Consider the following 19,671-nt stretch of genomic DNA (forward strand, 5'->3'; position numbering starts at 1 on the left):
CCTCCCGTGGCCTCGCGGCGAAAGGTGGGAAGCCCCGAGGAGAACGTCCAGGGCTGCCCACTCCCTTCAAGCTGGGATTCGCGAGCGCCGCCCGCGATGTGCCGACAAGCGGACGAAGCCGCTGCTCGCCTGGCCGCTCACGGAGGAGGTGCGTCCAGGCCCGGTCCCGTCGCGGGCTTCACCCGCACCATCGTGTCCAGCAGGTGCTCCAGCGCGCGGTCCGGGTCGTCGCAGAGGCCCGCGTGCACGGGGCCCGTCTGGAGCATGGTGCTCCGGGGCGCCACCAGCCAGTGCCAGCGCTCCTTCTGCGGCAGCCGCCCGATGGGCCCCGCGTCCTTCCCCCCCACGCACACGCGGCGGAAGCTCTCCAGGTGGCCGCTCAGCAGCTCCACGTCCGCGTCCGGCGACAGCGCCTTGAGCCGCGCCACGTCCAGGTCCACGCGCGCACCCAGGAAGCGGTGCTGCACGCAGAAGAGCACGACGCCCACGTTGATGAACTCCTCGCGCTCCACGCGAGGCACCAGCCGGATGATGGCGTAGTCAAACGAGCTGGGCGTGGGCACGCGTCGCCTCCTCGATGAACGCCGGCGCCGCTTCCAGCCTGCGCAGCAGCCACGTCACGTACGCCGCGCGGTGCTCCGACGCGGACGCGAACGCGGGCTCCTGGCCCAGCCACGCCTCCGGAATCGCCCCCACGATGCGCTCCACCACCTCCGGCGTCACCTTGCGCCGCAGGAGCTCCCCGGCCTCCGCGAGCGCGTTCGCCCACGGCAGCAACACGTGGTCCTTGATGGGCGCGAACCGCCCCTGGCTGCGCTCCTCCCACCCGTCCCACGAGTGGTGGAAGTACAGCGCCGCCCCATGGTCGATGAGCCAGAGGTTGCGGTGCCACACCAGGAGGTTGGGGTTCTTCGGCGTGCGGTCCACGTTCGTCACGTACGCGTCGAACGCCACGATGGCGGAGGCCACCTGCGCCTCCGGCACCGGCACCGCCAGCGGGTCGAACGTCACCGAGCGCGGCAGGTAGTCCAGCGCCAGGTTCAACCCCGCGCTCGACTTGAGCAGCTCCCGGATCTCGCTGTCCGGCTCGTTGCGCCCCAGCGACGTGTCCAGCTCCACGAACACCAGCTCCGGCACCCGCAGGCCCAGCACGCGCGCCAGCTCGCCCGCCAGCAGCTCGGCGATGAGCGCCTTGGCCCCCTGGCCCGCTCCACGGAACTTCACGACATAGAGCCCCGCGTCGTTCGCCTCCACGATGGCGGGCAGCGAGCCCCCCTCGCGCAAGGGCGTCACGTAGCGCGTGGCGGTGACCGTCCTCAGCATCCCTCGTCCTCGACAGTTCCCGGGCACTCCGGGGGTGGCGGCTGTACCACGGCCCTGCCCGGCGGGAAACACGCCGCACCCCCTCCCACCTTCCCGCCGAACTCCGATTCAGTTGCGCGCAATTCAATTGCGCACTACATATTCTCCATGTCGTCGGAAGACCTCCTCCGCCTGGACCTGCAGCTGTGCTTCCCGCTCTACGCCGCGTCGCGGGCGATGGTGCAGACCTACACGCCGCTGCTGGCGAAGCTGGGGCTGACGTACCCGCAGTACCTGGTGATGCTGGTGCTGTGGGAGACGGACGGGGTGTCGGTGAAGGAGCTGGGGGAGAAGCTGTACCTGGATTCAGGGACGCTCACGCCGCTGCTCAAGCGGCTGGAGACGCTGGCGCTGGTGCGCCGCGAGCGGTCCACGGAGGACGCGCGGTCGGTGCGCGTGTCGCTCACGTCGCAAGGCCGGACGCTGCGCCGCAAGGCCGCGGCCATCCCGGAGGCCATCGCCTGCCGCACCGGCCTCTCGCTGGAGGAGATGACCCGGCTGCGCCGGGACATCCAGCGGCTGTTCGAAAAGATTTCAAGGTAGTTCCCAGACACGCAGCAATCACTCACGAAGGAGCAACGCCATGGCCCAGGTCACGATCGCGCAGAAGCTCTACTCCACCACCGCCGTCACGCACGGCGGCCGCAACGGCCGGCTGCTGCTCACGGACAGCCCGCTGGACGGCCTGGAGCTGGCCATGCCCAAGGAGCTGGGCGGCTCCGGCAAGACGACGGCCACCAACCCCGAGCAGCTCTTCGCCGCGGGCTTCTCCTCCTGCTTCGAGAGCGCGCTGCGCCTGGTGGCGGGCAAGGCCGGCAAGAAGCTGGATGAGAAGGCCGGCGTGAAGGCGACCGTCACCATCGGCAAGACGCCCGAGGGTGGCTTCGGCCTCGCGGTGGAGCTCCAGGGCATCCTCCCGGGCATCCCCCACGAGGAGGCGCAGCAGCTGATGGAGGCGGCCCACCAGGTGTGCCCGTACTCCAACGCCACGCGCGGCAACATCGAAGTGAAGGTCTCCGTCGCGCAGTAGTCGCGGGACGCGGCCACCGGGCCCCCTCCAACGAGCGAGGGCGCCCGGGCCCGCTGGCGGGGCTACACCTTGCCCGCCTCCACCACGCGCACCCGGTCGGTGCCCTCGAAGCGCGCCTCGAAGAGGGGCAGCCCGTTGGCCAGACTCTTGAGCGTGTGGCCCAGCTGCGTGGCCGCGATGGCGTTCATCTCCGTGCGCAGCGGCTCCACCTGATGGGGCTCCAGCTTCACCCACCGGGTGAGGCGCCGGAAGAACTCCACGTAGTGGTCGCGGTGCTTGGCCGCCACCTGCGGGTGCGCGACGAACACCTGCTTGGGCCCCACGGACGGCGACACCAGCGGGATGGACGTCATGTCCCAGAGGTCCTCCTCCACGTACACCGTGAGCACCGCCGCCTCGTCGTGCACGCCGGAGAGCGTGACGAACTCCAGCTCCGGCACGCCCTGCCAGCGCAGGCCGTGGTACGCGCGCAGGAACGCGCGCACCAGGTCCGGCCGCACGCCGTAGTCCTGGGGCCGCGTGAGCATCAGCTTCAGGTGGCCGCAGCCCAGGTGCGCGGGCTCCAGCAGGCGCTCCAGCACCCTGGGGCGCAGCTCCACCGGCGGGTGGTCCACGAAGGCGTGCCACCCCGCCTCATCCTTCAGGTCGGGCAGGCGGTGGGCGGAGAGCCCCGGGTCGCTCGCGAGCGCCGCCACCAGCGTCTCCCACGCGTGCGTGTCGGTGTGCATGTAGAAGCGGCCGAACACCTCCAGCTCCTGGAAGAGCACCTCCTCCACCGTCTTGTCGTCGAACAGGGCGCCGGTGACGCGCTCCACGGCGGCGAGCGCCAGGAGGAACTCGCCCGCGTCGCCGCCCGGCGTCCCGATGACGCCCTGCTCGTCGCGGCCGTCCACGCACGAGCGCCGGCCCGTCATCAGCAGCGCGGACAGCCGCGCCCACCGCACCTGGCTGGGGTCGCCCACGTGCCGCTCGAGGTGCTCCTTCGTCAGCGGCCCCGCGCTGGGGCCCTCCTCCGGTGCGAAGGCGGGCGCGGTGAGGCTCCGCTCGAAGGGGGCCGCGCGGCGCGAGGTGGAGTAGCCCGCGGTGCGCCAGGCAATCATCCCGCCCGCCAGCGCCGCCACGTACCGCATACCCAGCGCGTGGAGGTACTGCGCCGCGAGCCCCGCGCGCCGCCCGCTGTGCGACACCAGCACCACGGGCACGTCCGGGGCCAGGTGTCTGGCGACCTCCGCGATGCGCTCCAGGGGCACCCACAGCGAGCCGGGGATGTGGCCCATGATGCCCGTGAGCTCCTCCTTGTCCCTCAGGTCGATGACGCGCAGGGCCCGCCCCTGCTCGGCGACGAACTGCACGGGCACGCGGGGCGTCATCGCGCCGCTGGCGCGCAGCTCGGCCTTCCACTTGAGCTGGAAGAGGACGGTGTTCACGTGGGGGGCCGGGGCTTCAGGTGGCGGAGTCGTCATGGGCTTTCAGGGGAGGCTCCGGCAGGAACGCCAGCAAGGTGGACTGGATGCCCTGGCAGATGCTGTCGAGCGGCAGGTCGTTGTCGTCGACGCCGAAGGGGTCTTCGATTTCGACGCCAATCTCCTCGATGCCGAAGAAGACATACGCCACGAGGAAGGTGGCCAGCACCGTCACCCAGCCGAAGGTGTCCACCAGCGCGAAGGGCAGGGTGAAGCAGTAGAGGATGAGCGCGCGGCGCAGGTGCACCATGTACGCGAAGGGCATGGGGGTCTTGTGGATGCGCTCGCACCCGCCCAGGTAGTCAATGAGCAGCTGCACGTTCTGGTCGAGCTGCATCTGCACGTACTCCGGATACAGCCCCTGCTTTCGTCCTTCGTCCAACACGGCCGTCATCCTGCGGGCCACCGCCAGGGGCACGTGCTGGCCCGCCAGCGTCTGTTGGACGTCGGACGGGGGCAGCAGGTCCGCCTGGCTCCCCAGGTGCCGCTGCTGGCCGCGCAGCCACGCGGCGGTGGCGAAGGGGAACGTCGCGGTCCAGCGCACCAGCGGCGCGAAGAGCGGCGTGGGGCCCAGGAAGACCTCCGCCGCACGCAGCAGGTTGCGCGTCTCGTTGACGATGCCGCCCCACAGCTTGCGGCCCTCCCAGAAGCGGTCATAGGAGGCGTTGGTGCGGAACACGAGCAGCAGGCTCAGCGCCATGCCCGAGAGCGTGTGCACCGTCGGGGCGACGCCCACGTTTCGCACGTTCTGGGAGAAGGCCACCACCGCGCCCGCCCAGACGACGCACAACAACACCCGGCCGACGATTTCCCTCACCATCGAACCACGGAGGTAGTGGAAGTAGCTCCACCAGCGATGCGGGTCATACTCAACCATCTGTCTTTTCCGCCTCCCAGATGGGGGCGCATGCTAGCCGCACCGCGCCGCGTCGCGAGCGGCGCTTTGCGCGATTGCGGATGACAGACGGTTCAAGTGATGGCCGGGGCTCGGGCGGTTCGATTAAGGAGGAGGCAGGCTCGGTCATCCCAGAAGGAGGCGTCCTCATGCGCCGTCACCCCACGCTCCTGTTGACGTTCCTCCTCGCCACGGCGAGCGGTTGCAGCTTCCTGCGGACGGACATCGTGTTGGACACGCTCAACGCGCCCTCCAATCCCGCGGACGCGCACACGCGGGTGCCGGCGGTGGAGCGCGTGGCGGGGCTGACGTACGCGCAGTTGACGGACGCGTACGTGGACACCGGGCGCGCGGGCACGTGGATGGAGGCGCTGGGCGCCTCGCCGGACGTGGTGCTGGACATGACGGCCTGTCTCGTCCAGCGCGCCGGAGGCGACACGGCGTCCTGCTATGAGAATGACGCGCGCACGGGCTTCGTCGACCGGGTGGTGAAGGCGTCGGCGTGGGGCGTGCCGCTGCCGGTGCAGTCCTTCTCCGTGGCGGCGCCGTCCGAGGAAGAGGTGGATGCGGAGCGCTTCCTCTCGAACGCGATGGGCATCGGGCCGTCGCTGGCGGCGTTGCAGCAGACGCTGCAGGTGCCGCTGCCGCGCGAGGTGCTCGCGCAGGGCATCCAGCAGGGCGCGGCGTCCGCGGCGGCCTACGTGCGGGCGCGGACGTGGCGCAGGGACCTGCGGCGGCCCACCAACGCGGTGGTGTTGAGCGGCGGCGGGGCCAACGGCGCGTTCAGCGCGGGGGCCATCTGGCGGCTGCTGGGCATCCTGGAGCAGTGCCGGGGCAAGCCCGCGCCGGAGGGGTGCGGGGACGCGCGCATCGACCTGGCGGCGGGGACGAGCACGGGCGCGCTCATCAGCACGCTGGTGGACCTGTTCCACACGCCGGGCCAGGAGGCGAACGCGCGCCGGCTGTTGCTGGGCAACTACACGTGCACGGTGGAGTCGGACCTGTACTGCGTGAACTCCACGTGGCTGTGGAACCTGGCGGACGACACGCGGGGCCTGGTGCGCTTCGACGGCATGTACACGAAGCTGGATCAGGTGGTCCACCCGGGGATGTTCCACAACGGCACGGAGCTGGTGTCGGTGTCGGTGGACTTCCAGACGGGCGACGTGTTCGGGGTGAGCGACCAGGACCCCGCGGACTTCAAGGCGGGGGCGACGGACGCGGAGCGCAAGCGGGGGATGACCCGGGCCATCGTGGCGTCCATCGTGGAGCCGGTGCTGTCGGATCCCGTCACCCGGCTGCCGTCGGCGTCGGGTCATCGCACGGGGACGTATTACGACGGCGGGGTGCGCTCGGGGCTGCCGCTGCTGCAGGCGGTGCAGCGCGGGGCGGAGCGGGTGCTGGTGATCTCGACGGGCGCCCCGACGCCGGCTCCGGCGAATGACCCGAAGAACGCGGTGGACGTGCTGCTGCGCACGATTGAGCTGTTCTCGGCGCAGCCGCGGGTGGCGGAGGTGCAGCAGGCGGAGCTGCTCGCGGTGACGCGGCGGCTGGGCGAGTACAACGTCTGCACGCTGCGCGGCGCGACGGAGGACTTCTGCCGCCGCAAGGGCCCGGGCTTCCAGCCGCCGACGCTGGTGGCGCCGGAGCCGGGGCAGGCGGTGTGGATGGGGGCGGCGCGCTTCGACCAGGTGGCGACCAGCTGGCGCAGCGCGTGGATGTTCAAGCCGGAGTCGGGGCTGGAGACGGCGAGCGGCTACGCGTTCTCGCCGGAGGTCATGCAGCCGCTCTTCGTGGCCGGGGTGGAGTCGTTCCAGAAGCGGTGCCGCGAGGTGATGGGCCTGTTCGGCGTCCAGGGCACGCTGGCGGCGCACGAGTGCGCGCGTCAGGTGGAGGAGGTGGCGGACGAGGCGCGCGACGCGCTCCCGTCCGTGGCGCAGTGCCGCGCGAACAAGCCGGCGCGCCGCACGTGTGACTGACGAGGGCGGGGCCTACTTCCCGCCGTCCACGACCCACCGCCCCCAGCCCGCCAGCGAGGCGCCATCCTCGGCGACGCGCGGGCCCTTGGCTGGGGCGCGGAAGACGGTCTCCGACAGCGCGGTGAAGCGGGCTTCATCCGCGAGCCCGTGGAGCGCGGCGCCCCACGGTTCGGCGGCGTAGGTGGCGACCTGCGCGCGGCGCTCGAGGCCCTCTCCCAGGGGGGCTTCGAAGACGACGGCGGGGATGGGGTGCTGGCCCACGGTGAAGGTCTCGCGGCGCGCCGGCGGGGTGCCAGCGGCGACGGGGGGCCACTGCCGCGGCAGGCGGATGGCCTCGCTGACGGTGGTGAGCAGGGCCTCTTCCAGGGGCGTGGCTTCGGCCTCCAGGAAGTTCGCGCACGGGGCGTCGCCGGTGGGGCCGGTCGCTTCCTTGCGCAGGAGGAAGCCGCGCTCTGCGCCCAGGCAGACGCGGCGCACGGAGGGCGTGCCGGAGACGTCCTGGCGCACGTCGTACCAGGTGCCGGGGCCCCAGGGCCGCTCGAGCGCGGGGAGGGCGCCCACGGCGTCGGTGCCCTGGCGGAAGGACACGAGCGTGAGCTGCTGGCTGCCGCTCACGCCGAAGCCGGAGAGGGTGGTGCTGGCATCGAGCAGGCCGTGGGTGAGGTAGAGCGGCCCCGGCTTCGTGGCATAGAGGCGGTTCTCGAGAGGGCCGTCGCTGGGGCGGCGGTCGTCCAGGAAGCGCTGTGCGTCCCAGTCGCGTCCGGCGGCGGTGGTCTGTTCGGTGGAACGCTGGCCCCGGTGTTCGGTGTCCCAGGGTTGTGTCTGCTCCATGCGCATGGGCAGGACGCGGGGCTGGGACAGGCGCGGGTGGGGCAGGGGCTTGCCCTGATCATCCGTGAACGTGACGGTGAGCCATGCCCACGGGGCCTGGACGGCGACCACCTCCAGGCTGACGTGGCCAGCCACGCCCGCGCCGCGCTCCGCGCCGGGGCGGCCCCGGTGGGCGGAGAAGGCATACTCCACGCGGTCGCCCACGCGGGCGCGCTGCCATGGCGAGGCGCTGGTGACGGAGGAGACAGTCCCCGCGTCCTCCTGCTGCGCGACAGCGATGGGCGGTGGCGCGACGTCGGGCTGCTCGGTGGCGGTGGTGCCATTGGCGGGGGACGTCGCGCGAGGCTTCATGCTCTCGCAGCTGGTTCCCAGCGCGAGCGCGGCGCACAGGAGGAAGGGCCTGAAGGAAGTGCGGTGCATGCGGTGGTCCTCGGGAGGGACAGGCACGCTAGATAACCGGAGCCCGATGCGGTCCCGCGCGGACCGTGGGTCGCCGTGCGGGGACAACGTGTCCTTGTCGACAGGAGTGGGCCGTGGGCGACGCCGTGAAGTCCCCGCCACGGAGGCGGCGAAGCGCTTGGCGAGGGTTTGCTCGAACCGGGCCTTCGCGGCGCGCCTTGTCTGCCATTGAGGCATGGAGAGGCGTTTCCGCCAAACAATGCCTCCTGGTGGCAACCATCGCCCCAGCGCTGTTAGACCCTCACCCCTGTTCCCCGCTTCCGGAGCCCCGCGCATGCCCACGCCCCTGTCCATCCGCCGAGTCGTCCTCTACAAGCACGGCGTCGGCTACTTCGAGCGCCGGGGCAAGGTGACCGGCAGCGAGACCGCGCACCTGGACTTCAAGGCGCGCGACATGAACGACGTGCTCAAGTCCATGACCGTGCTGGACCTGTCCGGCGGCTCCGTGTCGGCCGTGAGCTACGACTCCACCAAGCCCCTGGAGCAGCTGCTCTCCGAGGCCACCATCCGCATCCCCGAACATGGCAGCCTCACCGCGCTGCTCGGCCAGGTGAAGGGCGCCCGCGTCCGCGCTCGCGTCGGAGGTGCCCAGGTGGAGGGCGCCATCGTCGGACTCGAATCCCTTCCCGTCGTCCAGGGTGAGGCCAGCGTCGTGCGCCCCTTCCTCACGCTGCTCGTCGGCGCCTCGCTGCGCACCTTCGACGTGCTGGAGCTGGGCGAGCTGGAGTTCCTCGACGAGGCCGTGCGCAAGGATCTGGAGTTCTACCTGGCCACCGTCATGTCCTCGTACAAGAAGGACTCCAAGCGGCTGTCCATCCTCACCGCCGGAGAGGGCCCGCGCGAGCTGTTCGTCAGCTACGTGCTGGAGTCCCCCGTGTGGAAGACCAGCTACCGCATCCTCCTGGACGAGGCGAAGCCGCCCCTCCTCCAGGGCTGGGCCCTGGTGGACAACACCGGCGACGAGGACTGGGTGGACGTGGAGCTGTCGCTCATCGCCGGCCTGCCCGTGTCCTTCGTCCACGACCTCTACAACCCCCGCTACCTGCGCAGGCCCATCGTGGAGGTGCGCTCGGAGACCGGCGTCGCGCCCGTCATCCCCGAGGAGGCGCACGAGAGCGCCTTCGCACCCGACATGGACTCCGAAGGCGGCTTCGGCAGCCGGGGCGAGGCCCCCATGTCCAGCATGGGGCCCGTGGCCGCGTCTCCCGCGCCCGCCCCGCGGCGCAAGGGGGGCCCGGGCGCCGTGGGGGGCGGCGGTCCGCGCATCATGCGTGAGCGGCTGGAGCAGAGCACGCAGGTGAAGACCGTGACCAAGGAGGTGGGCGACCTCTTCGAGTACGGCGTGGACCGCCCCGTGACGGTGCACCGCAACCAGAGCGCGCTCGTGCCCATCCTGCACCGCCCCTTCGAGGGCCGCCGTGTGCTGCTCTACAACCGCGCCACGCGCGAGAAGAACCCGATGGCGTGCATCGAGTTCAAGAACACCACCGGCCTCACGCTGGAGGGCGGCCCCGTCACCATCACGGAGGACGAGACCTACGTGGGCGAGGCGATGCTCGACACCCTCAAGCCCGACGACGTGCGCTTCGTCCCCTACGCCGTGGAGCTCTCCTGCACCGTGTCCGTGGAGGAGGACCAGGAGGACGGCCCGGTGTTCCGCGCGCAGCTCCACCGGGGCACCCTGGTGGTCGAGTTCTACCACCAGCGCCGCACCAAGGTCCTCGCGCGCAACAAGGCGAAGCGCCCCCAGGTGCTCTACGTGGAGCACCCGCGCACCGGCTGGGAGCTGAAGGACACGGATGTCCCCGCGGAGACCACGGACGGCTTCTGGCGCTTCAAGCGCGACCTGGCGCCGGGCACCTCCGACACGCTCACCGTCACCGAGCGCACCCGGGGACAGCGCCAGTACCACATCGGCAACCTGGGGTTGGACCAGGTGGCGTTCTTCCTCGACTCGCGCTTCATCGACCCGCGCGTCGCCCAGGTGCTGCGCGACGTGGTGGCGGTGCGCGAGACGCTGGCCCAGCTCACCCGCGACGGCCAGCGCCTCAACGAGGAGCGCACCCAGCTCTTCAAGGACCAGGAGCGGATCCGCGCGAACATCGACTCGCTCAAGAGCGGCGCCTCCCAGCGCGAGCTGGTGGAGCGCTTCGTCACCAAGCTCAACGCGCAGGAGGACCGGCTGGAGACCATTGGCCGCGAGCTGGAGCGGCTGGAGCAGGAGCGCGCCCGCCTGCAGGAGGACGTCAACCAGCGCATCCAGTCGCTCGCCTACGAGGCGGACCTGTAGGCCCGCCCCGGGGCGCCCGCGCTACTTCGCGTCCGCGCGGAACACCTCGCGGCCCGCGACCACCGTCATCCGGACCTGCGCGGTGAGCAGGTCCGCCGGGGGCGCGTCCACCGGATCCACCGACAGCGCCACGAAGTCCGCGTCCTGGCCCTGCTTCAGCCGGCCGCGCCGGTCCTCCGCGAACGACGCGTAGGCCGCGCCCACCGTGAAGCCCTCCAGCGCCTCCATTCCGCTCAGGCGCTGGTCGGGCTGCCATCCCCCGGGCGGCTGGCCGCTGGCGTCCTGCCGCGTGCGCGCCGCGTACAGCCCCGCGAGCACGTCCGGCCGCTCCACCGGGAAGTCGCTGCCCAAGGTCAGCACCGCGCCCGCGGCCTTCAGCTTCTGCCACGCATAGGCGCCGTGGATGCGCTCCGGGCCCACGCGCGTCTGCGCCCAGGGCATGTCGCTGGTGGCGTGCGTGGGCTGGACGCTCGCCACGAAGCCGTTCGCGCCCAGCCGGGCGATGTCCTGCTCCGTCATGATCTGCGCGTGCTCCACGCGGTGGCGGCCGTCCTTCTTCCCGGTGGCCTCCATCTCATGCAGCAGCGTGTCCAGGACCAGCGTGTTGGCGCGGTCGCCAATCGCATGCGTCGCGACCTGGAAGCCCCGCGCGACGAAGGCGTGCACGCGCGCGGCGTACTCCTCCGGCGACAGGAGCAGCAGGCCCTGGTGGCCGGGCTCGTCGCTGTAGGCCGCGTGGAGCGCCGCGCCGCGGCTGCCCAGCGCGCCGTCCAGGGTGAGCTTCACCGCGCGCATCGTCAGGAGCTTGCCTTGGAAGGGACCGTCCTTCAGGTACTGCTCGCGGTCCGCCGTCTGTCCATCCGCCATGGCGTAGATGCGCAGGGGCAGGGTGCCCGCCTTGTCCCAGTCCTGGAGCAGCCGGAAGGTGCGCAGGTCCATGCCCGCGTCGTGCACGCCGGTGAGGCCCACGCGCGCGCAGTGCTCCAGCGCCGCGGTGAGCCGCGCTGCGCGCTGCGCGTCCGTGGGCGCGGGCAACGCCGACGCCGCCAGGTCCATGGCGTTGTCCACCAGCACGCCGGTGGGCTCGCCGTCCGGGCCGCGCAGGATGCGGCCGCCTCGTGGATCCTTCGTGTTCCGATCGATGCGCGCGCGGCGGAGCGCTTCGCTGTTGAGCCACAGCGCGTGGCCATCCACGCGCCCCAGCGCCACGGGAGTCCGGGGGAACGCCGCGTCCAGGTCCGCGTGCGTGGGGAAGGCCTTCTCCGGCCAGTGATTCTGGTCCCAGCCTTGTCCCAGCAGCCACTCGCCCTGGTACGCGGTGGGGGGCGCCTTGGACAGCCGGTCGCGCACCTCGTCCCGGGTCGCGGTGCCTTCCAGCCGCACGCCCACGAGCGCGCTCGCCAGCCCCGCCAGGTGCCCATGCGAGTCGGTGAGGCCGGGCACCACCGTCGCGTCGCCCAGCTCCACCACCCGAGCGGTGGGGCCCACGGCCGCCAGGACCTCCTCACGGGTGCCCACGGCGAGCACCTTGCCGTCACGCACCGCGAGCGCCTGCGCCTCCGGCCTCGCCGCATCCAACGTGCGGATGCGCTTCGCCACGTACACCGTGGGCACGCCGGGGACGGCCGGCTGCTCCGAAGCCGCCGCCTCTGGCACGCGCTTGGAGCAGCCCGCCGTGCCCACCAGCAGGAGCAGGGCTCCCAGGGTCCAACCGAGACGTCCTCGCATCATCCGCGCACCCGCTCCTGGCAAGCGGCCCCGGGCATCCGTCCCGGGGCATCGCGCGCGGCACTCTGACGCACGCGGTGCGCGCCGGCCAGTCCGGACGCCTGCCCGGTGGGCCTGGATGAGGACCGCGCCGCACAACCCGTGCACGACGCTCGCGGACGGCGTATGGAACGGCGCGTGAACACGGTCATCTCGCGCGGAATCCTCTTCGACCTCGACGGCACGCTGGTGGACTCGCTGCCGGACATCATCGACAGCTTCCTCCACGGCTTCACGCACCATGGCCTGCCGGCGCCCTCCGTCGCGGAGGTGCGGGCGCTCATCGGACAGCCGCTGGAGGCGATGTACGCGCGCTTCGCGCCCGCGCACGTCACCTCCCTCTGCGTGGCCTACCGCGAGCACTACCCGCTCCACTTCCACAAGCGCTCGCGGCCCTTCCCCGGCGTGGAGCGCGTGCTGCGCACCCTGCGCGAGCGGGGCTACCTGCTCTCCGTCGCCACCACCAAGCGCGGCGACATGGCCCGCCGCTTCGTGAACGCCATGGGGCTGGCGGACCTGCTGCACCACGTGCAGGGCACGGACGGCTTCCCGCACAAGCCGGCGCCGGACGTCCTCCACCACGCGCTCGCGGCGCTGGGGACCGGCGGGCTGTGGATGGTGGGGGACACCACGCTGGACCTGCGCGCGGGGCAGGCCGCGGGCCTCAAGACCTACGCCGTCACCTGGGGCACCCACTCCCACGAGGAGCTCGCCAGCGCCTCGCCGGATGAGCTCCAGCCCGACCTGGAGCGGCTGCTGCACCACCTGCCCCCGCTCGGCTGAGCGCGGGCCTCAGTGCTGGGGCCGGGGGTGGAGCGCCTGCACCTGACGCGCCTGTCCCCGGCTGGGCAGGGGCCCGGCGGGGAGCGTGAGCTGATCCAGCTCCCGGGGGCCAATCAACTGCACCACGTCCTTGCGGAAGAACAGGTCCAGCGTCCAGCCCATCGCCACGCGGAGCTTCGTCTCCAGCTTCGGCAGCTTCGCCAGGTAGATGGTGCGCCAGAGGAACCACGCGAAGGTGCCGGAGAACTTCAGCCCCAGGATGCGCGCCACGCCCGCGCGCTGGCCAATGGCCGCCAGCTGCCCCAGCATCTTGTAGCGGAACACCTTGCCCGGCTGGCCCTTCAGCGCCGCGCACACGTTGAGCGCCGCCTGCTTGCCCTGGCGCATCGCGTGCTGCGCGGTGGGCGGACAGGGCTTGCCGCCCTGGGTGAGGTCCGGGACCGACGCGCAGTCGCCCAGCGCCCACACGCCCGGGAAGCCGGGCACCTCCATGCGCTCGTTCACCTTGAGGCGGCCGTGCACCTTCTCGCAGGGCAGCTTCTTCAGGAGGGAGGGCGGCGTGACGCCCGCGACCCACACCACCGTCTTCGTGGGCACCACGGAGCCATCCGGGAGCAGCACGCCCGTCTCCGTCACGTCCTCCACGCGAGTGCCCGTGCGCACCTCCACGCCATGCTCGATGAGCTTCTTGCGCGTGTACGCGCCCAGGTCCTGGCCCAGCTCCGGCAGCACCTCCTCGCCGCCGTGCACCAGCATCACGCGCACGTTGGCGTGCTGGATGTTCGGGTAGAAGGGCAGGGCGCCATGGACGAAGTCGTTGATGGCCCCCGCCGTCTCCACGCCCGCGAACCCGCCGCCCACCACCACGAAGGTGACGATGGCGTTGCGCTGCCCCGCCGTCACGCAGTCCGCGTCCGCCTCCTCCAGCCGGTCGATGAGGGAGTTGCGCAGGAGCATCGCGTCGCCCAGCGTCTTCATGGTCAGCGAGTGCTCGCGCGGGCCCTGCCTGCCGAAGTAGTTCGTCTCCGAACCCATGGCCAGCACCACGTAGTCGTACGGCACCGCGTGGCTGTGGCCGTCCAGTCCGCCGTGCGCCACCAGGGCCTGCTTCGCCTCCAGGTCCAGCCCGGTGACGTCGCCCTCCACGAACGACAGGCGCGGCAGCAGCTTGCGCAGCGAGATGACGATGGCGCTCGCGTTCAGGTCGCTCGCCGCCACCTCATGGAGCATGGGCGTGAAGAGGAAGTAGTTGTCGCGGCTGACCAGCGTCACCTCCACGTCGTCGCGCCCGCCCAGCCGCCGCTCCAGGTGCAGCGCCGCGTACATCCCCGCGAAGCCCCCGCCCAGGATGAGCACCCGCTTGCGCCGGGCCGGCGTCTCGACGCACATGCCTTCCGGCTGGTTGTCCGCCCCCATGCCCGCCTCCTCATGATGCGAAGAACATCACCCACCAATCTCGGGGCGCTCCGTCGCATCGGCACCTGTCACCAGCGGGGGCCCGCCTCCCCGGCCGCCGGGCGGGCCAGGGACATCAGGGGTGGTTCGGGTGCAGCCGGTGCCGCCACGTCGTGCGCTGGGACGTGTAGCGCGGGTTCTCGAACAGCTTGATGAGCACCATGCCCGCCACGAAGCCGCCGATGTGCGCCCACACCGCGACGCCGCCGGACACGTCCGGCCGGAGCGTCATCAGCTGCGGCAGGCCGGTGATGAGCTGGAGCACGAACCACCAGAGCAGCACGCCCCACGCCGGGATGGGGATGACGCGGATGAAGAGGAAGAGGATGAAGAGCATGTTCACCCGCACGCGCGGGTAGAGCACCAGGTACGCGCCCAGCACCCCCGCGATGGCCCCCGACGCGCCCACCGTGGGCACCGGCGACGTGGGGTCCACCGCCACGTGCGCCGCCGCCGCCACCAGCCCGCACACCAGGTAGAAGACGAGGAAGCGCAGCCGCCCCATGCTGTCCTCGATGTTGTTGCCGAAGACCCAGAAGAACAGCACGTTGCCCAGCAGGTGCCCCCAGCTGCCGTGCAGGAACATGGACGTGAGCGGCGTGACGCGGTTGAGGGCGTCGTGGTCCACGACGCAGGCGAGCCCGTCTCCCAGCGGCACCGCCTGGCCCAGCGGCGCGCGTCCCGTGAGCTCCCCCGGCACCAGCCCCAGCTCGCAGATGCTGGTGGCCAGCGTCACCACGTTCAGGCCCGCCCCCTGGAAGAACACCCAGGTGAGGCCCAGGGCCGCCAGCAGCAGGTACGTCATCACCGGGGTGCGCAGGGTCGGGTTGTCGTCGCTGATGGGAATCATGGCTGCCCGCCAGCATGGCCCCGCCGCCGCGCCCGCCGCCACCTCCCGTGCGCGGATGTGCGACGTCTCACGCATCACCGGAGCGTGGCGGGGCTCCTAGGAAATGAAGGTTGCCTGTTGGAGGCAATCCCTTTCACGGACCGTCCGGGACTTGGCTTCAAGGCCGCCCCGGGTGATGTTCCGCAATCGCCTTCCCTTTCATGGAGTCTGGAGCATGAATTCCTTGAAGTCGTCGTCCCGCATCCCGGCGTTGCTCGTGGTGTCCGTCCTCGCCCTGGCCTTCACCGGCTGCGCAGCGCGCCGGCAGCAGGCGTACCTGGAGGACAAGGCCATGACGCACGTCTACCGCAAGCCCATCGCGGAGGTGTGGCCGGAGGCCCTCGCCGTGCTCAAGGAGAAGGGGTTCTCCATGATGAAGGGCCAGGAGGGCTACGAGGGGACGACGGAGTGGCTCATGACGAGCGCGCCGTCCTCCCTGGGCACGTCCTACGCGCGCTACCACGTGCGCGGCACCGAGCGTGGCCCTGGCCAGTGCTCCGTGGAGTTCCGCCGCCAGGACCGCACCGAGTCCCGCGGCGCGGACAACACCGACGGCCGCCCCCAGCAGCAGGGCGAGTCCGTGGTCGGCGCCGGCAACTCCCAGATGAGGCGTGACTCGGAGCTGGAGTGGCAGCTGCTCCAGAAGGTGGACCCCGCCGCCGCCTCCTCCCTCCAGGCCGAGGCGAAGAAGATCGAGTAGCCCCCCCCCACGCCCACCGGCCGCCCGCTGCGCGAGGCAAGCTCAGTCGCGCAGCGGCAGCTCCACGGTGAGGCCGTCGAAGGCCACTTCCACCGGCCCCTTGAACGCCTCGCGCGCCTGCGTGAGCAGCCGGCCGGGGTCGGTGTCGTGGCGGCTGGACAGGTGGGTGAGGATGAGCCGCTTCGCCCCCGCGGCCTGCGCCACCTGTCCCGCCTCCCGCGCCGTGGAGTGCCGCGTCTCCAGCGCGCGCGCCTGCTCGTCGTCGGAGAAGGTGGACTCGTGCACCAGCAGGTCCGCGTCCTTCGCCGCCAGCGTCAGCGCGGGGCAGGGCCGCGTGTCGCCGGAAATCACCAGCCGCCGCCCGGCCCGTGACTCACCCAGCACGTCCTCCGGCTTCACCACGCGCCCGTCCGGCAGCGTCACCGGCTCGCCCTTCTGGAGCTTCCCGAAGGCCGGCCCCTCCGGCACGCCCAGCTCCCGCGCCTTCTCCAGGTGGAAGCGCCCCGGACGCCCGTCCTCCACCAGCACGTAGCCCAGCGCGTGGATGCGGTGGTCCACGCCCACCGCGTGCACGGAGTAGCCACCCCGGCGCACCACGTCCCCGTCCTTCAATTCATGGATTTCCACCGGGAAGGCCGTCGACTCCAGCCCCAGGTGCACGGCCTGGTGGAGCAGCCGGCGCGCGGGGGGCGGCCCATACAGGTGCATGGGGGCCGTCCGGCCCATCATCCCCAGCGTGCGCAGGAACCCGATGATTCCCAGGTAGTGGTCGGCGTGGAAGTGCGTGAAGAAGGCCGCGTCCACGATGAAGCCCGTGCCGAAGCGCACCATCTGGCGCTGACTGCCTTCGCCACAGTCGAACAGGAGCAGATCCGCGTCCGCCTTCACCGCCAGGCCGGAGAGCCCTCGATGCAGCGTGGGCTGCGCGGCGGAGGTGCCGAGGAAGGTGAGCCTGAGAAGGGACATGCCGGCGCTTCCCACGAAGAAAGGGGCCTCCTCGCGCGCGCTCCGTTGCGTCGGGCGCGCACCCGGGGGCATTTACCAGGGTGTGAAGGGGCGTGCTATGCAGCCGGCCCTTTCGGACACCCGACATGCCTGATTCCTTGACGGTCGGCCCCACGGCCGACCCCCGCCGCGTGCGCGCCCAGGACGGCCGCCTCCTCTCCGTTCCCGAGGGCTGGGCCCTCCTCCCCCCTGGCGACGCCGGCCTGACCCGCCGCGTGAAGGCCGCCGGCCCCTCCTGGACCGTGGTGGAGAAGGTGGGCCGCAAGCTCTTCTCCCGGGGCGTCTGGGCGCCAGAGGCCCACATCGCCCACGCCCGCGCCGCCCTGGAGGGGGAGCGCGCCACCCCCGCCTACGCGAAGAAGCTGGCCCAGGGCCGTGAGCGCCGCGCCCGGGAGCAGGAGGTCTACGAGGTCGACTTCGCCAACGCCGTGCTGCGCTTCCTCGCCTTCAGCCCCGCGTGGCTCCCCCACGCCAAGCGCCTGGCCGTCCTCGTCGCCGGCCACGCCACCCCCGTGGGCAGCGGCACCGTGGCCCGCACGGAGCGCATCCCCATTGAGCGGCGCGCCGAGGCCGCCGTCATCGCCTGGATGCGCCACCAGACCACCGGCTATGACGACATGCGCATCCAGCGCGTGAAGGGCGCCCGCCGCGAGGTGCGCCGGGAGCTGGCGGAGGTCTCCCGCGCCATCCTGGACCTCCACCGCCGGGACACCCCCCACGCACCTCCCGCGTGTCCGCTCTGCTCCGCCCTCCTGCGCCCCGCGCCGACACGCCCCTCGGATTCCTGACCCGGCGTTCAGGAATGGTTGTTTTATTTCTGACCCGCGGGTTAGGAATGCGTCCGCCATGCCCCGCCCCGCCGACCCCAAAGCCCGAAGCGCGCTCATCGCGGCCGCGCGGACGGAGTTCGCGCGGCGGGGGGTGAAGGGCGCGCGCATCAGCGACATCACCGCCGCCAGCGGCCTGTCCAAGGGCGCCTTCTATTTGCACTTCCCCTCCAAGGAGGCCCTCTTCGCGGCGCTGGTGGAGGACTTCGTGCAGGAGCTGGAGCGGCTGAGCCTCCAGCGCGTCGCGAGCATGGACTGCTTCCGCGCGGAGCACGGCCAGCCGGGCCCCGCGGACTTCGCCACGCGTTCGGAGCGCTACTGCCACTTCCTCCACATGGAGGCCTCGCTCGACGTGGAGATGCTGGAGTTCATGTGGGACCGGCGCGAGCTGGTCACCACGCTCATCGTCGGCAGCCAGGGCACCCCTTTCGAATCCGTGATGTGGGACGTGGTGGACCGCGAGGTCGACCGCATCGCCCGGGAGTTCCACCAGCTGCGCGGCCAGCACCCGGACACCCCGGACGTGGACCCCAGCCTCTTCGGCTCCTTCGTCGTGGGCACGTACCTGCTGCTGGCCCGGCGCATGGGGCGGCTGACGCACAAGCCGGACCTGGCCTCCTGGGCCGTGGGCATCCAGCGCCTGATGCACGAAGGCACGCTGCCCCGCGAAGCCCTGCCCCGGTCCGCGTCCGTCGCCCGCACGCCTTCCCCGCCTTCCACGCGCCGGCGCCACGCCCGCGCGGCCAACCCGCACCGTCCGCCAAGGAAACGCCCGTGAAACCCTCCACGAAGCCCTCCGCCTCCCGTGCACTCGCCGCCGTGGGCATGGCCGCCGCGCTCGCGCTCACCGGCTGCGACAAGGCGAACGCGTCCGCTCCGCCCGCCACCCCGGCCGCCGCGCCGGACAAGCCGGTGCCCGCGGTGAAGGTCGTCGCCGCCCGCGGCGTGCAGGCCTCCCAGTCGGAGGAGGTCACCGGCACGCTGTACCCCGCCCAGGGCCTCCAGGTCGGCTTCGAGGTCGGCGGCCGGCTGGAGACGGTGCGCGCCCAGAAGGGGCAGACGGTGAAGAAGGGCGACGTGCTCGCCCAGCTCAACGCCGAAATCGTGGACGCGCAGGTGGCCGGCGCGGAGGCCGCCGTCGCCGCCGCGGAGGCCGCCGCCTCCATGGCGAAGGACGCGGCCGACCGCACCGAACAGCTGAGCGCGGGCGGGGGCGTCAGCGAGCAGCAGCACAAGAACGCCGTCGCCGCCGCCGCGCAGGCGCAGGCGCAGGTGCTGGCCACCAAGGCGCAGCTGGCCCAGGTGCGCGCGTCGCGCCGCCGGCATGACCTGAAGGCGCCCTTCTCGGGGACCCTCATCGAAGCGCCGGACCAGACGGGCGCCACGGTGGGGCCGGGCTCGCCGCTCTTCACCCTGGAGCAGTTGGACACGCTCACCTTCCGCACCACCGTGGCGGAGTCCGCCCGGGCGCTGCTCAAGCCGGGCGTGAAGGTGCGCGTGGCGGCGCTGGGCAACGGCGCCTCCACCGACGAGGCGGTGGTGCGCACCATCCTGCCCTCCGCGGACCCCACCACCCGCCGCATCCCGGTGGAGCTCACCGTGCCCAACGCGGACGGCCGCTTCGTGGCCCACACGCTGGCGCGCGCGGTGCTGAAGCTGGGCGAGGCGCGGGACGCGCAGCTGTTGCCCACGACGGCGCTGTCCTCCTCCAACGGGGACCACGTCCTCATCGTCAGCGACGGCGCGCTCCAGCGCGTGGACGTGCAGGTCCTGGAGCGCCGCGACCGCGAGGTGGTGGTGCGCGCCGCGTCCGCCCTCTTGCAGGTGGTGGACTTCCCCACGCCTTCCCTGTCGCCCGGCACCCGCGTCTCCGTGAAGTAGACGTCGCCGTCAAGGCACCCCTTTTCGCCACGGCCTCCCCGGCGCGGCGTGCGTG

General features: G+C 71.9%; 18 protein-coding genes. 9 read left to right on the forward strand and 9 right to left on the reverse strand.

What is annotated here, in order from left to right; genetic code table 11:
• Positions 1 to 137 precede the first annotated feature (137 nt).
• Both FOF48_RS19990 and FOF48_RS19995 read right to left on the reverse strand, forming a co-directional pair.
• Entirely contained in the window at positions 138 to 563 is a 426-nt protein-coding gene (locus FOF48_RS19990; protein ID WP_143903999.1) for a DUF3037 domain-containing protein, read from the reverse strand.
• Positions 541 to 1,323, reverse strand: coding sequence for a HipA family kinase (locus FOF48_RS19995; RefSeq protein ID WP_143904000.1), 783 nt, complete (start codon positions 1,321 to 1,323; stop codon positions 541 to 543). The genes FOF48_RS19990 and FOF48_RS19995 overlap by 23 nt, the downstream gene beginning before the upstream one ends.
• A 147-nt stretch (positions 1,324 to 1,470) precedes the next feature.
• On the opposite strand from FOF48_RS19995, the gene FOF48_RS20000 reads away from it, so the two are divergent.
• Complete coding sequence (locus FOF48_RS20000; protein WP_143904002.1) at positions 1,471 to 1,905, forward strand: MarR family winged helix-turn-helix transcriptional regulator; 435 nt, start codon at positions 1,471 to 1,473, stop codon at positions 1,903 to 1,905.
• Positions 1,906 to 1,945: 40 nt separating this feature from the next.
• The gene (locus FOF48_RS20005) at positions 1,946 to 2,392 is read left to right on the forward strand and encodes an organic hydroperoxide resistance protein (protein ID WP_143904004.1); all 447 of its coding nucleotides are present in this window, start codon (positions 1,946 to 1,948) and stop codon (positions 2,390 to 2,392) included.
• Between the two features lie 62 nt (positions 2,393 to 2,454).
• Here the strand turns inward: FOF48_RS20005 and FOF48_RS20010 are convergent, their stop codons facing one another.
• Together FOF48_RS20010 and FOF48_RS20015 are read right to left on the reverse strand one after the other, a co-directional pair.
• Positions 2,455 to 3,855, reverse strand: coding sequence for a rhodanese-like domain-containing protein (locus FOF48_RS20010; RefSeq protein ID WP_143904006.1), 1,401 nt, complete (start codon positions 3,853 to 3,855; stop codon positions 2,455 to 2,457).
• Entirely contained in the window at positions 3,836 to 4,732 is an 897-nt protein-coding gene (locus tag FOF48_RS20015) for a bestrophin family protein (protein ID WP_143904008.1), read from the reverse strand. Before FOF48_RS20015 ends, FOF48_RS20010 begins: the two co-directional genes overlap by 20 nt.
• Before the next feature lie 167 nt (positions 4,733 to 4,899).
• Here FOF48_RS20015 and FOF48_RS20020 point away from each other — a divergent pair, with 167 nt between their 5' ends.
• On the forward strand, positions 4,900 to 6,729 hold the full coding sequence (locus FOF48_RS20020; RefSeq protein WP_143904010.1) for a patatin-like phospholipase family protein: 1,830 nt from the start codon (positions 4,900 to 4,902) through the stop codon (positions 6,727 to 6,729).
• Positions 6,730 to 6,741: 12 nt separating this feature from the next.
• On the opposite strand, the gene FOF48_RS20025 is transcribed toward FOF48_RS20020, so the two are convergent.
• A complete protein-coding gene (locus tag FOF48_RS20025; protein WP_143904012.1) occupies positions 6,742 to 7,980 on the reverse strand; it encodes a DUF6068 family protein in 1,239 nt (412 codons plus the stop codon).
• Positions 7,981 to 8,293: 313 nt separating this feature from the next.
• Between FOF48_RS20025 and FOF48_RS20030 the strand changes: the two genes are divergently transcribed.
• Entirely contained in the window at positions 8,294 to 10,309 is a 2,016-nt protein-coding gene (locus FOF48_RS20030) for a hypothetical protein (protein WP_143904014.1), read from the forward strand.
• Positions 10,310 to 10,330: 21 nt separating this feature from the next.
• Here the strand turns inward: FOF48_RS20030 and FOF48_RS20035 are convergent, their stop codons facing one another.
• A complete protein-coding gene (locus tag FOF48_RS20035; protein WP_143904286.1) occupies positions 10,331 to 12,037 on the reverse strand; it encodes an amidohydrolase in 1,707 nt (568 codons plus the stop codon).
• A 165-nt stretch (positions 12,038 to 12,202) separates the two neighbouring features.
• On the opposite strand from FOF48_RS20035, the gene FOF48_RS20040 reads away from it, so the two are divergent.
• The gene (locus tag FOF48_RS20040) at positions 12,203 to 12,859 is read left to right on the forward strand and encodes an HAD-IA family hydrolase (RefSeq protein WP_186001985.1); all 657 of its coding nucleotides are present in this window, start codon (positions 12,203 to 12,205) and stop codon (positions 12,857 to 12,859) included.
• A gap of 9 nt (positions 12,860 to 12,868) precedes the next feature.
• Here FOF48_RS20040 and FOF48_RS20045 read toward each other — a convergent pair whose 3' ends face one another.
• Positions 12,869 to 14,275: an NAD(P)/FAD-dependent oxidoreductase gene (locus FOF48_RS20045; protein ID WP_143904018.1), complete on the reverse strand. Its 1,407-nt coding sequence runs from the start codon at positions 14,273 to 14,275 to the stop codon at positions 12,869 to 12,871.
• Between the two features lie 115 nt (positions 14,276 to 14,390).
• A complete protein-coding gene (locus tag FOF48_RS20050) occupies positions 14,391 to 15,164 on the reverse strand; it encodes a rhomboid family intramembrane serine protease (RefSeq protein ID WP_143904020.1) in 774 nt (257 codons plus the stop codon).
• A 214-nt stretch (positions 15,165 to 15,378) separates the two neighbouring features.
• On the opposite strand from FOF48_RS20050, the gene FOF48_RS20055 reads away from it, so the two are divergent.
• Positions 15,379 to 15,903, forward strand: a complete 525-nt coding sequence (locus FOF48_RS20055) for a hypothetical protein (protein ID WP_143904022.1) — start codon at positions 15,379 to 15,381, stop codon at positions 15,901 to 15,903.
• Positions 15,904 to 15,945: 42 nt separating this feature from the next.
• Here the strand turns inward: FOF48_RS20055 and rnz are convergent, their stop codons facing one another.
• Positions 15,946 to 16,869, reverse strand: a complete 924-nt coding sequence (gene rnz, locus FOF48_RS20060) for a ribonuclease Z (protein ID WP_143904024.1) — start codon at positions 16,867 to 16,869, stop codon at positions 15,946 to 15,948.
• 125 nt (positions 16,870 to 16,994) lie between these two features.
• Here rnz and FOF48_RS20065 point away from each other — a divergent pair, with 125 nt between their 5' ends.
• From FOF48_RS20065 to FOF48_RS20075, 3 genes are read left to right on the forward strand one after another with little or no spacing between them, the layout of a single operon-like run.
• On the forward strand, positions 16,995 to 17,696 hold the full coding sequence (locus FOF48_RS20065; protein WP_143904026.1) for a DUF2293 domain-containing protein: 702 nt from the start codon (positions 16,995 to 16,997) through the stop codon (positions 17,694 to 17,696).
• Between the two features lie 58 nt (positions 17,697 to 17,754).
• Positions 17,755 to 18,513 carry a TetR/AcrR family transcriptional regulator gene (locus FOF48_RS20070; protein WP_143904028.1) on the forward strand — a complete coding sequence of 253 codons (759 nt, stop codon included), beginning with the start codon at positions 17,755 to 17,757 and terminating at the stop codon, positions 18,511 to 18,513.
• Positions 18,510 to 19,616: an efflux RND transporter periplasmic adaptor subunit gene (locus tag FOF48_RS20075; RefSeq protein WP_143904030.1), complete on the forward strand. Its 1,107-nt coding sequence runs from the start codon at positions 18,510 to 18,512 to the stop codon at positions 19,614 to 19,616. Before FOF48_RS20070 ends, FOF48_RS20075 begins: the two co-directional genes overlap by 4 nt.
• The last annotated feature ends 55 nt before the right edge of the window (positions 19,617 to 19,671 follow it).

Source organism: Corallococcus sp. Z5C101001 (genome assembly GCF_007352635.1).
Classification (GTDB): Bacteria; Myxococcota; Myxococcia; order Myxococcales; family Myxococcaceae; genus Corallococcus; species Corallococcus silvisoli.